A 14,216-nucleotide genomic window follows, 5' to 3' on the forward strand; every position below is an offset into this window, starting at 1 on the left:
TGCAGAACAAACAGAGCTTTCAGCAATCGTCCCCGAGGAGCGAGCCAAATTTCCCGGTCCGGGGGAGAATTGTTCACTTATGCCATTCGGGAAGCACGAATGACCGCTGGAAAACGCGAATGGAGAAATGGTGAGGAAGTTGAGGATGGCTCAATCTCCGGCTTGCGCGAATTTCTGACTTCAAGGCGCACACAGTTTGCGCTCTTGCTCTATGTGCTGTTTCCCCTGTTCGCAGGGTTTATTTCTGCGATGCAGGGATCGGGGCGGACGAGCGGCTGGCCGCTGGGCTTCCGGATAGCCTACTATCTGCCGCTGGCGCTAATCGTGATGTGGTCCTCTGGACTTGCCTGCCACCTGCTCGCGCGCATCGCGCGAGCGCTCAGGATGCCCCTGTGGGTCTTGCTTGTTGCAGGCGTGCTTGCTGCGGGAGAAGTCATCAAGGCCTATGTCCGGTTTGTGGTGCCGCTGTTTGACAAGCTGTTACCAGCAAGCGCGACGGGCGGGCGCGTGGTCGAATTTACTATGGCGACAACCATCCAAACCGGGCTCCCAACTATTGTTACCTGGTTGTTGCTCAATATGCTCGCTTGGAAGGTGTTCGGGATACCCCGGTTCGGCTATGATGCCCCACCCGGCCTTGTAAGCAGCAAATGGTCGCGAACCGCCGCTTCAGACAGCGAAGAAAGGGCGCCTCCCAACTTCCTCGCACGTGCCCGATTAGGTTCGATCGATACCATTGAAGCGATCGAGGCGCAGCAACACTATATCAAGATACACGCAAAGACCGGACAGAAAACGATCCTTTATCGTTTCGGCGATGCGATCGCTGAGATCGAAGACGATATGGGCGTACAAGTTCATAGGTCATGGTGGGTCAACAAGAAGTTTGTCGAGCGCCTCGCACGAGAGGGTGACCGCATGTTTGTGATAATGGAGAGCGGATTGGAGGTCCCAGTCAGTCGGACTTATGCACGTGAAGCGAAGGAGCAGTTTGACTAGTTTTGCGCGCGATTTTTTGGTTCGATGGACTGGACGCGCGCGCGGTCTGTTCCCCATTCTGATTGTGGATGTCGGACGATAAGGATTTGTCAGTCTTACGCCTACTCGCCTCCACCCGCGACGGGCCGGAACTTCGGCATTGTGATGTCAGCAGACCATGGTTCATAAACCACTTCAACGGCCATGCCGCTTTGGACACTGTCGACATCGCAACCGATGACATTGCTCATCATGCGGGGGCCCTCTGCGAGAATGATAAGGGCGATGACATAGGGGACATCGGCGGCATAAGCCTCCGAAACGGCGCGCGTCACGATCGTATAGCTTTCCACGGTTCCGCGCCCGCTCGCTTCGCGCCACTCAATCTGTTCTGACATGCAGTTCGCACAAATCACACGCGGATAGAATTGATAGGTGGAACAGGCCATGCAGTATTGGAGCAAGAGCTTGTGCTCCTGGCACCCTTCCCAAAAGGGTGCGGATTCCGGGGTGGGGCGAGGAAGGAATTTTTCCACCTGTCGCTCCATCAGTGGCGCTCCCTGCCGAGGATAGCTGTAGTGTGGCTTGACATAATGCCTCCCTGGCCGTGCACGAGTCCGACTTGGGCATCCTCAACCTGACGCCTGCCGGCCTTGCCGCGAAGCTGCGTCACCGTCTCAGTTAGCGCGAACATCGACCCAGGATTGCCCGGATGGCAATGGGATAAAAGACCCCCATGGGTATTGACCGGCAAAATGCCGCCCAGCTCAATGTTGCCGTCTGCAACAAACGCGCCACCCTCGCCTTTCTCGCAAAAGCCAAGGTCTTCAAGTTCCACCAGCACCGTGGGCGTGAAACAATCGTAAAGTTGCGCAAAGTCCATATCGCGCGGCCCAAGCCCGGCCATGGCATAGGCCCGGCGGCCCGATTCGACAGCAAAAGACGTGGTAAGGCTTTGAGCTTGGCTAATATGTTCATGGCCATGACCTTCGCCAAAGCCCAGGATATAGACAGGATCGTGCGGGAAATCTGCCGCTCTTTCCGCCGAGGTCATGATAATCGCAGAACCACCGTCCGATACCAGCGAGCAATCAAGCAGGTGCAAGGGATCAGCAATCATCCGCGAATTGATCACATCCTCGACGGTGATCGGTGTGCGCATTTCAGCCGCCGGATTGAGGCAGGCATGATTGCGGCAGGCGACGGCGATGGCCGCGAACTGTTCAGCGGTGGTGCCATACTTGTCCATGTGGGCGCGAGCAATGAGGGCATAAAAGGCCGGGACTGTCGGGCCGAACGGAATTTCGAACTGAGAATGACCGGCTGACGACTGCATCTTCATCGCCTGGTCGCGTGTCAGGCCGCTGCGCAAACTATCCGCCATTGTAATCAGGACGGTAGTGCACATGCCGCTGACGATCGCGGCTGCGGCATGGTGCAGGACGGAAAAGGTGGTGCTGCCGCCAGCGTTCACGCCGATGCAATAACGCGGAAATATCTGCAGATACTCAGCCATTGCCTCTGCGTGATACATATAAGGTTCGGCCATCGAATTGCAGGTGATGAGCCCGTCGATCTTGTCCTTGGTGATTTGCGCATCTGCCATGGCGCGGCGCGCGGCATTAATGCACAGTCCGGTGGGACTGAACTGGGGGAGATTCCCCACCTCGGTATCTGCAGCCCCAACAATGGCAACTTTTCCGCGCAAGCTGTCCAACATTACTTCCGATCAGTCATTGCCGAAGGCAACGACGGCTGTGCCAGGGACAATCACCTCGCCAGCTTCATTCTTGATGAAAAGCTCAACTTCGGCGGAATTGTTTTCGTGATCCACCGAAATCACACGGCCGCCCGACGTGACCGTCTCACCGATAAAGGCGGCCTTGCGGTTCGAGTATTCAAGATGCGTCATCCGGCCCTTGCCGTCGAGCCATTCTATGACACACTGGGTAAGCCAGTCGCCAAGCATCGGCCCTGACACCACGATGCCGGGATAGCCTTCGACTTCAGTGGCGTAGGGCATATCGAAATGGATGCGATGGGCATTCCATAGAGCTGCGCTGTACATGAAATTCTGAACATTATCAGGGCGATAGGCGCGGCCTGGCAAGACATCGTCCGGCTTCGCTGTGGTTATCTTGGACATAGCATTATCTCAAAAGCCGGGTTGTTTTTTCAGTAAGGACAAGTTCGCCAGCCTCGGTTTCGACCCGCATAACAACTTCATAGAAAATAATCGGCCCCTGAGAGCCAGCTTTCTCGTAGATGTTTGTCAAGGTTCGGGTGGCGACCAGTACGTCGCCGGCCATGATCGGCCGGAAGTAATCGATGCTCAGGCCGCCGGCCATGGCCTTCTCCAGTGGGAACTTTGGCAGCAGCCGATCGATTGAAACGCCATCAGGGCTCAATTCGTCAAGTTCGACGATGTCCCAGAATAAGGCGACATGGAACAAGGGCGGCGCTACGTCTCCATCAAGATATTCCTTTTTCTTCCAACCTGTGGCGATGGAATACTTCCGAATTTCTCGGCGCGAGGCTATTTCGATCCGCGGCGCAGACGTCCGGCCAATATGAGACAGCAATTCATCAGTCAGAAGGCCGCTTGATATTTGCAAATCAGTTCTCCTTCTCGGCCGTGACCTTACTTCGCAAGAGCAGACTCACGCCTCCGCCCCGAGTTCCTGGACCAATTCCTCGCGCAGTCGGAATTTCTGGATCTTGGAAGTTGACATCGGCCAGCTATCCACGAAACGCACGTGGCGCGGAAGCTTGAAATTGGCGATCTGCCCGCGGCAGTGTTCGATCAGCTCTTCCTGGGTGACTTGGCCCCCGGGGGCAAGTTCAATGAAGGCCGCCGGTACTTCAACATAGCGTGCGTCGGGAATACCAACAACCTGGGCAAGCTTGACCGCTTCGTGGGTTTGCAGCGCGCTTTCGATCTCGGCTGCCGCGACATTCTCGCCTCCGACCTTGAGCATGTCCTTTGTGCGGCCATGGAACATGATCGTGCCATGTTCGTCGAAGGAGCCGATATCGCCGGTATGGAGCCAGCCATCGCGGATCGATTCCGCAGTTTTCTCCGGCGCGTTGTAATACCCAAGTAGCATATTGGGGCCCCGCGCGCAGATCTCGCCTTTCTCGCCAGTTGCGCATTCCTGCCCAGTTTCCGGATCGACAATCCGAACTTCCCATTCGTCTAGCGGAACGCCGAGACGGGTTGTGCGCAATTCGAAACTGTCGTCAGGCCGACTGGTGCAAATCGTGCCTGCCCCTTCCGTCAGGCCATAGGTGCCGACATGGATGATCGACGGCATTGCTTTGACCATCGCATGCTTGATCCACTCGGGCTGGACGGCGAAGTTGCTGTTCATCAGCCGCATGTTCGAAAGATCGGTCTTCGCAAAGCTTTCATGCGTGATCAGGTCCTGCATGATAGTCACGAAGGCGGGATAAGCCACCGTCGCGCGTTCACGTTCCAGCATAGCAAGTGCCGTCCCGGCATCGAAGTAAGGAACGGTGAGATAAGCGCCGCCGGAATCGATGACCATCATCATGGGAAGGATTCCGGCGATATGATAGATTGGCAGCGGCGACCAAACCCGGTCGCTGGCGATTACCTGATAACGTTTGCCAAGGTTGCGGCTGTTGCCGACCATCGCGCGGTTGCTGATCATGCAGCCCTTTGGATTAGAGGTCGTGCCTGAGGTGTAGAGGATCAGCCCAACATCACCAGGAGCGACCGCCTCAGTGATGGCTTCGACCTTACTTTGCGGCACCCTTTCACCCAAAGCCATGGCGCGGCTGCGCGCAAGCAGGGGGGACGCGCAATTCTCTTCCAGACAGATCACCTGGCGCAATTCCGGTGCCTCAGGCAGCGCGATGGCTTGAGCATTACCAGCATTTGCTAACGAAGGCAGAGCCTTGGCCAATCGCTCGCCGAAATCAACCGAGTTCGCGACCTTGCCGGTGGTCACCAGCACAACCAGCGCCGCGTCCTTGACCAGATAGGCAAGTTCGCCCGGCTGGTAGCGGGCGTTAACCGGAACCGCGACCGCGCCGATCAGCGCGCAGCCGAAAAAGATCTCAACGAATTCTGGGCAGGTCGGTAGCAGGAGGCCGACATGCTCCCCGCGCTTCACGCCCAGCGCGGCGAGTGCGCGAGCCCAACCCATTGCGGCGTTATAGAGGCCTGCGTGGGTCAACCTACTCTCGGGGAAAACAAGCGCATCATCATTGCCGTGCATCCGCGCACCTTCGCGCAGCATCTTGCCGATCGTAAAGACCTCGCCGTTCATCGTGCCGGCCTGTCCTGATGCTTCATTCGATAGTTCTCCCATTCTCATACCTTGTGGTTCAAGACCCTGGGTCGAGCCGGCGCTGGAGGTCGATAGCGATGTTCTCGCCCTGAACTTCACAGTGCCACGCTTTGATCGGCTTGTCGGTCAGATTGCCGCTGGGACAGCCGTTGCGCAGGTCAAACCGCACTCCATGAAGGGGGCAGAAAAGGAACACCTGCTTGACCTTGCCCCCGTGCAACTCCTGGTAGGCATGGCTGCACTGGTTCTCCACGGCGAACACGCCCATATCGCTGCGCACCAACACGATTTGCTCGCCACCATGCTCAATCGGCAGGGTCCCCTTCTGCGGCACATCCCCTAGCTTGGCAATAATCTCCAAGGCCATGTCAGCGCGACTTCTCGAATACCAACAACACGTTCCCGGGCATGTGAAAGTAGAGCCCATAACCGCTGTTGACGACGAGATGGCCATTGTATGCGGCCGGACCCGGGCCGCTCATCCCACCGCCCCGAGCTGTCACGCCCGTGATAGTCTTGACCGGTTTGGTGGTGTCGTAAGACCAAAGTATTTTGCCGGTCTTGCGATCATAACCACGCAACATACCATCAAGATGACCAGCGAGGACAGCTCCTGGAATGGCCGTCGCTGCAGCCGAAACGCCCGGATCGCAATAAGGCCGGCCACCGCAATTGTCCTTCGCCTTGTTACGCCAGATGACCTTGCCCGTGGCCGCTTCGATCGCATGGATGCCTGCGCCGTTGAGCTTGGCGTCGTAGGTTCGATCGTCATAAGTGTCGACCATGTCGACAATCGGCACGTAGATGCTCACTCCTTCGCGGGCCATGCCGAAATGAACGCCGCCCTGCGTGCCGCCATGGCCAAGTCGGCGGTCCCAGACGATCTTGCCGGTGTCGGGATCGACCCCGTAGGCAACGCCCGATTTCTGGCCGACTACGACAATGTCCTTGCCATCCCCGATCGGTACGAGGATAGGCGATGCCGCGAGATCGAGATCGGGTCCGTTTTCTTTCGGGCAGTTTTCATTACCGATCATGCAGCCCACATTCCAAGCGTCGTTCTTCGTAAACTGTACTTGCCACAGCTTGCGGCCCGTTCTCGCGTCAATCGCGAACAGGGCATCACTGTTTTCGTCGGCGGGCGAGGAGTAGTTCTCGCCTGAGCCGAAGTAGAAGCGGTCGCGCTTCGCGTCATAGGCGGGGCTTCCCCAAACCGGTGCGCCCGAAGGTCCGAGGATCTTTGCACCGACGCTGGTGCGCCCCTGTTCGCGCGGCTCGGCGGGAACGGTGTAGGTCTTCCACAGGCGCTTGCCTGTAGCCGGATCAAGCGCGAGCACCGCGCCGCGGAACGAACAACAGTCGTATTTGGGGTCGGCTGCCGAAGTCACCTCCAGCGATGAAATTGGCACCGCGAGTACTCCTCCGCCAAGCGCCGGCGTTCCGGTAATCGTGGCATTGGGATGATCATCCGCCTTGACCTGCCACACCTGCTTCCCGGTCATTGCGTCCAGCGCATAGACCCGGCCGAGAATGTCGCCGAAATAAAGACGCTTGCTCTTGGCATCAGCCACGATTGCATTGCGCACTTCCGCACTCGCGCGGAATGTCCATTTGGCGCAGCCAGTGGCAAGATCAAAGGCGTAGACCTTGCCCGACTGGCTGCCGACGAAGATCGTGTTCCACCCTATTGTTGGCTGCGACCTGGCTCGATTTGCGCCGGGATAGGCAAATGCCCATTTGAGCTTCAGTCCTTTGAGGTCAGCGGCGTTGAGGCCACCGTTCTCAGCCGGCACGAAACGCCCGGTATCATGGCCCCATCCAACTGCGGCCGGCGGCGGCCCGGCGAAGCGCGCGGCATCTCCGGTGCAAGTCGGCGGCGGTGCCGGTGGCTGGTAATCGTCCAGCTCGACCCGTGCGAGATACTCGGCAATCTCCTGTCGCTGTGTTGGCGAGAGATGAGCTGCCTGCTGCTTCATTATCCCGTTGTTCAGGGCATCAAGCACCATATCCGGTTCGAGCATTTCCAGCCAGACGATGGCGGGTGCCTTGGGCACGGCTCCGCTATGGCAACCTGCGCAGTTTTCATAAAATAGCGCCTTGCCCGGATGCGTGTCAGGATCGATCGGCGTACCAATCCGCGTGACGAAGTCGTCGGTCGAATTGACGCGCGTTGCTTCGGAACCCGCCCCTGCGTCACCCTCTTTCTCCCCGGCGGGCTGGCAAGCGACGAGAAGTCCCGCCCATGCCAGCGCCGCGACCCGGAGTGCGCGCAGCATTAGGTGCCGGACCCGAAGCTTACGCCGACCTCCACACCGAAATAGCGCGGCGGACCAAATTGGCTGTTGAGCCACAGGCCAGCTACGTTCTGCGACGCAGTGCGATAGCGCTGATCTGTAAGGTTTTGTCCGACCAGTCGGATATAATAATCGTCATCCGCGTGCTTCAGCGTGATAGAACCGTTCACCAGGGTGCGAGCATCGAGGAAAGTGTTGCCCAGCGGATCGTCGATCGCCTGCGTGAACAGGTTACGGCTCTGGTAAGCGACATTGCCATTGACAGCAATTTCCCAATCGGAGCCGACCGGAAGGACGTAAGTACCATCCAGGGTCCACTGCCACTTTGGTGCGCGATCAAGCGGTGCAGTCGATAGATCATAGCCGGCGTTCGGCGCGTCATATTCATCGTACTCGCCATCTTGGTAGCCCAGCACACCGCGCAGGGTCAGGTTGTCGACCGGCTTGGCCGTCAACTCCGCTTCGACCCCCTTCACCGTCGCCGATGCCGCGTTGAAGAACAGCGTGACCTGGTTAGGCGAACCGTTCACCACGATCGGCACATTGAGCTGCTTCTGGAGATCCGAATATTCCACGTAAAAGCCGGTCAAATTGGCCCGAATGCGATTATCCATCAGGCCTGCTTTCACCCCCGCCTCGAAACTCTTTGCCTTTTCCGGGTCGGTTGCGCGAGCATCGCTGGCAAAGAAGTCAAGGTCGGTCCCGTAAGGCGCAAACCCGCCAATCTGGTCGTTGAAACCGCCCCCTTTGTACCCGGTGGCATGCGTGGCGAATAAGAACAGGTCAGGATTCACCTCGTAGCCGAGGCTGATCCGATAAGTTAGCTGGTCGGACTTGTCCTCCACCCGCACCACGCCAGCCGGAAAATTGTAGACGCTTGCATCCAGCGGCTCATCAATCGTGATGCCGAAGTCGAAACCGCCTTCCAGAGCGGGAATGAAGGTTTGCTGACGACCGCGCCAGATCTTGTCGTCCCATGTTTGGCGCAGGCCGGCGGTCAGCGTCAGGCCGGTCGAAATTTCGAAGGTTCCTTCAGCAAACAGAGCCTTCGATTCGGCCTTTTGCGCGTTGCAAAGGATGTACGGTGTATCGTTCCAAGCGCCGAACGGCAGCGGTCCAGATACAACGTCAAGGAACCCCAGAATCTGTGACACACAGAAGTCCACCTTGTCGTTCTGGTAAAAGCCTCCGGCCACGAAATCGAATGGCCCGCCAAGATCACTGGCGAAGCGGATTTCCTGTTGATAGGTCTTGCGGTCATCGTCGCGACTCGCGTCGAATACCGAGAGAGGCTGTCCCGTTGTGCCAATAGCCGTAACACCGGCATAGGAATTGGGCAGGCGTGATGACTGCTTTCGCCAGCCTGAAACGGAGCTGATAGTGCCAAGCTCAGTATCGATGTCGATATTGGCATAGAGGCCATCGACATTGATCCTCTGCTTGCGTGCGAGGAAGGCATCGCCGCGTAGGGTAATGCCCGCATTGTCAAGCGGGTCATTGCTGTTGAGGTTTGGGACATTAAGCCCAAGGAAATCCGTCAGGAAGCCGACATTCCCGGTATAACGGTCATTTTCATTGACCGAGGGAACCGTGCCCGACCGGTCGCGCAGCCATTCGTATTGGAACAGCGCACTAATATTGTCGCTCGGTTCGACCAGCAGCTTTGCGCGGGCATTCCAGACATCCTTGCCGCCAACGCGCTGTCCATCAAGGCAACCTTGGACCCCGTCCCACTGAGAAGGAATGCCGGACAGATTGTTAACCGGGCCATAGCAAGCGCCGTTGCGATAATAGCCGTCGGTCTTTTCGTATCCACCGACCAGACGGAGTGCTGCGATGTCGCCGAGCGGGATATTGACAGCGCTCTTGACCGCCACGGTGCCGAAATCGCCATAGCTGAACTGCCCATCAACGCCGATGAGGTTCAGTTCTGGCCGCTTGGTCCGAACAGTCACCGCGCCGCCGGTCGAGTTCTTGCCAAACAGCGTACCTTGCGGACCGCGCAGAACTTCGACCTGGGCAACGTCGAAAGTATCCAGCAACTGAGTCTGGACAGAGGGCATGACGAAGTCATCGACCAGCACCACCACCGGCGGCTCGTAATAGACGATGATATTGTTCTGCCCGACCCCGCGCATTGCGAAGCTTGCGGCGTTGAAGCCAGTGATGGTTTCTGCTGAGAAGTTGGGTGAAAAGGCCGCCAACCCTCCAATCGTATCCACGCTGGCTTGCTGGATCAGGGTCTGGTCAATCGCCGAAACCGAGACCGGTGTGCGCTGCAGGTCGGTCTCGCGCCGGGTCGCAGTGACGAGGATCGTACCAATACCCTGGTCCTCATCTTCAGCCGCAGCTTCCGCCGCATCCGAGGTATCCTGCGCATATCCCACCACTGGGATGATGCCGAGAGACAGCGCAGCGAAGGCAACGCCGCATTTAAGCACGCACTTGGACATAGATTTCTCCCACGTTTTTTTCGGGATCGAGGCAAAGGCCCCTTCCCATTTGACTCCGTCTTCCTGCCACAGCAAAATATCACAATCAATCATGCTTGTTTTTTATTTATCGGCAATGGCATTGCTGTAACAGTCGGACAGGCTGGCACGGGAGAATGACGAGGATGAGCTTCGATTTCCGCAACTGGGATATCCACAATGGTGATTCCCATCCTTTCAATGCCGAGCGCCCGCGGCCCGATAACGGGACTGCGCGACCCGATCCGGCACGCTACTATTCCCGCGAATTCTGGGACGCGGAATGGGAACGGGTCTTCACCAAGACCTGGCTCCTTGCGGGCGTCGAATGCGACATTCCGGACGAGGGGGACTGGCTGCGGTTCGACATCGGCACCGAATCCTTTGTGGTTGCGCGACAGGGCGACGACAGCGTGCGCGCCTTTTACAATGTTTGTCCGCACCGCGGCAGCCAAGTCGCGCTCGATGACTTCGGTTCAGCGGACAATTTCACTTGCCCCTTCCACAGCTGGAAATTCGGTCTGGATGGAAAGAACATTTCCGTCACCGATGCTGAAACATTCCATCCCAACGTGCTGTGCCATGGTACCGACATGAAGCAGGTTCGCTGTGAAACCATCGCGGGCCTGATCTTCATTTCGATGAACGATAATGTCATGCCGCTGGCTGATTATCTCGGTGAAGTGGCAGAACATCTTGCGCTCTACGACATCGGAAAGATGCATGTGGTGCAGCACAAGCGATCAGACTGGGCTGCCAACTGGAAAGGCGGCGTAGACGCATTTTACGAGATCTACCATCTGCATTCGGTTCATCCGCAGACTCAGGCGGTTATGGATGACCGCACGCAGATTGATCTCTTTCCCAACGGGATGAGCCGCCAGTTCGTCCCCTTTGCCCAGCCAAGCCCTCGTTTTCCCGATCAGGAAACTGTCAACGCCGGGATCAAGATGATGCTGGCAGATGCAGGTATCGATCCCGAGACCTTCACCGGTACCGCCCAGGAAAGCCGTGCCGCCATCCAGCAGGCCAAGCGCGAACGTTCGGTCAGCTACAACCTCGGCTATGAGAAATTCAGCGATACCCAGCTAAGCGATTCGACCATCTACGGTCTCTTCCCGAATATCCAGATCGGTTGTCACCCAGAAGCCGTGTTCATCCATCGCTTCATGCCGCATCCGACCGACCCCGAGCAGTTTACTTATGAGACAATCATCCTGTTTAAGCCGGAAGACATACCGGGCTACAACGTTCCAGCCTGGATGGGATTGTCAGAAGACGCCGACCCAACCGGGATGATCCGGCCGAATATCGTCCACACACCGCTCGGCGAGCCGCCTGAACTGGGTGAAGTTCTCGACCAGGACAGCGAGTTGTTGCCGATCGTGCAGAAGGGTGCGCGCTCGCGCGGCTTCGCAGGTCCACTGTGGAGCGAACAGGAGGCCCGGCTGCGCCACTTCCATGTCGAACTCGATCGCTACATCAACGGCGAGAAATAACAGAGCAGGAGTTCACGATGCCGACCACGTTCCTATCCCGGTTCAAGATCAAGCCGGGCACCGAGGCCGAATTTGTCGAGCTGATCGATGCGATGGAAGCGAATGCCGCCATTGAGGCCGACACGCTGCAATACAAATTCTATCGCCTTGAAGAGCCCAATGCCTTTGCGGTCTTCGAAAGCTTTACAGACGAAGCGGCAGATCGTGCCCACCAGGAAAATCCGGCCAGCGCGCCGATCATCGCGCGGATGATCGACTGCATCGACGGCACCTATCACAGGGAGTATCTCTACGATGTCAAAGGCTGAACGCGGAGGCGCGCCGGGTAAATCGTTTATCGCCACTCTGCGCACCAAGCCCGAAAAGCGCGCCGATTTTATCGTGCTCCAGACTGAGCTCAAGGCGCTGGTTCACCAGCACGAACCCGATGCGTGGGTATACGAGGTGATGCAGTCCGAAGAGGACGAGAACCTGTTCTACTGCATTGCAACGTTCAAAGACGAAACGGCCCTCGACCATCATATGCAAATCGATTTCCACGACCGGCTAGTACCACCGATCATCGATTGCCTCGCCGAAGACATGCAACTGACTTTCCTGCGCTCCCACTCGTGAAGGAAACCGAGCTAGCGCGGCGCATGCGCCAGTTGGAGGACCGGCTGGCGATCGCGCAACTACAGGCCCGCTATACGGTCCATATCGACGATCATGACCTCGCCAACATCGGCGAACTTTTCGCGAGCGATGGGCGATTTCGCTCAGCCGACGGGGTAATGGATGCGCATGGACGCGCGGCGGTATGCGAACAATTCCGCGTGCGGTTCGCGGACCTCGGGTTTGGCTTCCATGTTACGCATGACCACTGGATCGAACTCGATCCGACTGATCCCGATGCGGCAAGCGGCGTGGTCTCTAGCCATGCAGAGGTTGTCTGGAAAGGCCAGCCGATTATCTACGCGATGCGCTATCATGACAAATATGTCCGCGAGGAAAGCGCCTGGCACTTCGCCGATCGCGTGCTGCATTTCCTTTATTCTTTACCCGCGGATGAATACATGGCCGCCCTGCCGACGATCAGGAGGCCTTGATCGGTTCACGGCCGGATGCTGAGGCCGTTGTCGACCAGGTATTCGCCGCCAGTCAGGAAGCGCGCTTCGTCGCTACAGAGATAGACGATAAGGTTTGCGACGTCATTGGGGGCTCCTGTTGCGCCGGGGGGCAAGATACCTTCAGGAACTTCGTGCTCCTCCCCAGCTCGGCCTTCCGCACTTTGAATCAAGGGTGTTTCGATCGATGAGGGGTGCAAAGTGTTGCAGCGCACTTTGTAACCCTGGTCCTGACAATGCACCGCAATCGATTTACTCATCGATCGCACTGCGCCCTTGGCTGCGGAATAAGCGAAAAACGGCGCATAGCCAAAATGGCTGGCGGTCGAGCACATGTTTATGATCGAGCCATTTTCCGACTTCGCCAGCAGCGGCAGGCCAAGCTTGCAGCCAAGAAAGACGCCCTTGCACATGACGTCCATGACCCGATCAAACTGCTCGACCGTGGTTGCTTCAGGGTCCGCGACGACAACAATTCCGGCATTGTTGACAAGGATATCAAGGCGGGCATGGTCACGTGCGATCCGTCCATAAACGGCTTGCCAGTCGGCTTCGGACGAGACATCGTGTCTCAAGGCAACGGCAGCACCTCCGATCTCTGCTGCCACGGCGGTAGCAGCGTCAGCATTCACATCAGTCACATAAACCAGCGCGCCTTCTTCCGCGAGACGCTGGCAATCCGCCTTGCCAAGCCCTGACCCCCCGCCTGTGACAAGCGCGATCTTGCCTTCCAGTTTGCCCATTTTGGTAGTTCTCCGACTGATTCGTTTGACTAGCTCTTTCTGCACAAGATAAGGCTGCATTAAAAGCAAGCACGCCTGCTTATTTTATTCAGGACCCAAACCATGTCACGCAGTCCGGCATCGCAGCGCAGCAAGGTTGAGCTCCACGCCAGTGCCCGGCCGCTCATCGAACCTACCGCCCAGGCACTCAAGAGCGCTAGGACCCGTGCGCGCTTGATTGAAGCCACTATCCGCTGCCTTGTGAAATTCGGTTATTCAAAAACTACCACCCCCAAGGTTGCAGAAGAAGCAGGGTTGTCGCGTGGTGCGATGCTGCATCATTTCGAGAATGGCCGGCAATTGATGCAGGCGACATTGGTTGAGCTACATCACAAACAACTCCGAGCATTCCGTCGCGCGGCCGGCACGCTGGATCATAATGCTCACACGCTCCTTCATGCCTATTGGGATCAGCTTACCCGGCCCAATTTCATCGCATTCCAGGAACTCGCAATCGCCTCGCGAACGGACAAGCAACTCGCGGCTATCCTCGAGCCCGTCAGGCTCGAGTTCCGCGAGCGCTGGCATGATCTGGCAATTGAGCTGTTCCCGGAATGGAGCGATGATCCCAATGCTTTCGAGATTGCCCTGGCGCTGACTCAAAGTACGCTAGAAGGCATGGCAATCAACCGGCTGACCCATGGCATCGATGAAGGCGTAACCAACCTCGTGATCGATCATCTGGAAAAGGTCATCCTCGATCTGCGACCTGTTCGTAAAAAGGATAATTAAACGGTCGCTCTCCGGCCCAAGCTGCGAGCTTGCGAGCT

General features: G+C 57.5%; 15 protein-coding genes. 6 read left to right on the forward strand and 9 right to left on the reverse strand.

What is annotated here, in order from left to right:
* Nucleotides 1-99: 99 nt before the first annotated feature.
* Nucleotides 100-999 carry a LytTR family DNA-binding domain-containing protein gene (locus tag ACG9DO_RS14760; protein ID WP_394729258.1) on the forward strand — a complete coding sequence of 300 codons (900 nt, stop codon included), beginning with the start codon at nt 100-102 and terminating at the stop codon, nt 997-999.
* A gap of 101 nt (nt 1,000-1,100) precedes the next feature.
* On the opposite strand, the gene ACG9DO_RS14765 is transcribed toward ACG9DO_RS14760, so the two are convergent.
* From ACG9DO_RS14765 to ACG9DO_RS14800, 8 genes are read right to left on the reverse strand one after another with little or no spacing between them, the layout of a single operon-like run.
* On the reverse strand, nt 1,101-1,526 hold the full coding sequence (locus ACG9DO_RS14765; RefSeq protein WP_394729260.1) for a Zn-ribbon domain-containing OB-fold protein: 426 nt from the start codon (nt 1,524-1,526) through the stop codon (nt 1,101-1,103).
* Nucleotides 1,526-2,698: a thiolase C-terminal domain-containing protein gene (locus tag ACG9DO_RS14770; protein WP_394729262.1), complete on the reverse strand. Its 1,173-nt coding sequence runs from the start codon at nt 2,696-2,698 to the stop codon at nt 1,526-1,528. The genes ACG9DO_RS14765 and ACG9DO_RS14770 overlap by 1 nt, the downstream gene beginning before the upstream one ends.
* Nucleotides 2,699-2,707: 9 nt before the next feature.
* Nucleotides 2,708-3,124 (reverse strand): acyl dehydratase, encoded by a 417-nt coding sequence (locus ACG9DO_RS14775; protein WP_394729264.1) that lies wholly within the window; start codon nt 3,122-3,124, stop codon nt 2,708-2,710.
* Nucleotides 3,125-3,128: 4 nt separating this feature from the next.
* Entirely contained in the window at nt 3,129-3,593 is a 465-nt protein-coding gene (locus tag ACG9DO_RS14780; RefSeq protein WP_394729266.1) for a MaoC family dehydratase N-terminal domain-containing protein, read from the reverse strand.
* Between the two features lie 45 nt (nt 3,594-3,638).
* Entirely contained in the window at nt 3,639-5,315 is a 1,677-nt protein-coding gene (locus ACG9DO_RS14785; RefSeq protein ID WP_394729268.1) for an AMP-binding protein, read from the reverse strand.
* A gap of 16 nt (nt 5,316-5,331) precedes the next feature.
* Nucleotides 5,332-5,661 carry a Rieske (2Fe-2S) protein gene (locus tag ACG9DO_RS14790; protein WP_394729270.1) on the reverse strand — a complete coding sequence of 110 codons (330 nt, stop codon included), beginning with the start codon at nt 5,659-5,661 and terminating at the stop codon, nt 5,332-5,334.
* Nucleotide 5,662: 1 nt separating this feature from the next.
* Complete coding sequence (locus tag ACG9DO_RS14795) at nt 5,663-7,570, reverse strand: PQQ-binding-like beta-propeller repeat protein (RefSeq protein WP_394729272.1); 1,908 nt, start codon at nt 7,568-7,570, stop codon at nt 5,663-5,665.
* Nucleotides 7,570-10,134 carry a TonB-dependent receptor gene (locus tag ACG9DO_RS14800; protein WP_394729274.1) on the reverse strand — a complete coding sequence of 855 codons (2,565 nt, stop codon included), beginning with the start codon at nt 10,132-10,134 and terminating at the stop codon, nt 7,570-7,572. The genes ACG9DO_RS14795 and ACG9DO_RS14800 overlap by 1 nt, the downstream gene beginning before the upstream one ends.
* Before the next feature lie 71 nt (nt 10,135-10,205).
* Between ACG9DO_RS14800 and ACG9DO_RS14805 the strand changes: the two genes are divergently transcribed.
* From ACG9DO_RS14805 to ACG9DO_RS14820, 4 genes are read left to right on the forward strand one after another with little or no spacing between them, the layout of a single operon-like run.
* On the forward strand, nt 10,206-11,558 hold the full coding sequence (locus tag ACG9DO_RS14805) for an SRPBCC family protein (RefSeq protein WP_394731284.1): 1,353 nt from the start codon (nt 10,206-10,208) through the stop codon (nt 11,556-11,558).
* Nucleotides 11,559-11,575: 17 nt separating this feature from the next.
* Nucleotides 11,576-11,866, forward strand: a complete 291-nt coding sequence (locus ACG9DO_RS14810; RefSeq protein WP_394729276.1) for a putative quinol monooxygenase — start codon at nt 11,576-11,578, stop codon at nt 11,864-11,866.
* The gene (locus tag ACG9DO_RS14815; RefSeq protein WP_394729278.1) at nt 11,853-12,173 is read left to right on the forward strand and encodes a putative quinol monooxygenase; all 321 of its coding nucleotides are present in this window, start codon (nt 11,853-11,855) and stop codon (nt 12,171-12,173) included. The genes ACG9DO_RS14810 and ACG9DO_RS14815 overlap by 14 nt, the downstream gene beginning before the upstream one ends.
* A complete protein-coding gene (locus ACG9DO_RS14820; RefSeq protein WP_394729280.1) occupies nt 12,170-12,646 on the forward strand; it encodes a nuclear transport factor 2 family protein in 477 nt (158 codons plus the stop codon). Before ACG9DO_RS14815 ends, ACG9DO_RS14820 begins: the two co-directional genes overlap by 4 nt.
* 5 nt (nt 12,647-12,651) lie before the next feature.
* Here ACG9DO_RS14820 and ACG9DO_RS14825 read toward each other — a convergent pair whose 3' ends face one another.
* The gene (locus tag ACG9DO_RS14825) at nt 12,652-13,407 is read right to left on the reverse strand and encodes an SDR family oxidoreductase (RefSeq protein WP_394729282.1); all 756 of its coding nucleotides are present in this window, start codon (nt 13,405-13,407) and stop codon (nt 12,652-12,654) included.
* Between the two features lie 102 nt (nt 13,408-13,509).
* Here ACG9DO_RS14825 and ACG9DO_RS14830 point away from each other — a divergent pair, with 102 nt between their 5' ends.
* Nucleotides 13,510-14,178 carry a TetR/AcrR family transcriptional regulator gene (locus ACG9DO_RS14830; protein WP_394729284.1) on the forward strand — a complete coding sequence of 223 codons (669 nt, stop codon included), beginning with the start codon at nt 13,510-13,512 and terminating at the stop codon, nt 14,176-14,178.
* The last annotated feature ends 38 nt before the right edge of the window (nt 14,179-14,216 follow it).

Origin of the sequence: Altererythrobacter sp. GH1-8, from assembly GCF_043702085.1 — a bacterium.
Lineage (GTDB): Bacteria > Pseudomonadota > Alphaproteobacteria > Sphingomonadales > Sphingomonadaceae > Erythrobacter.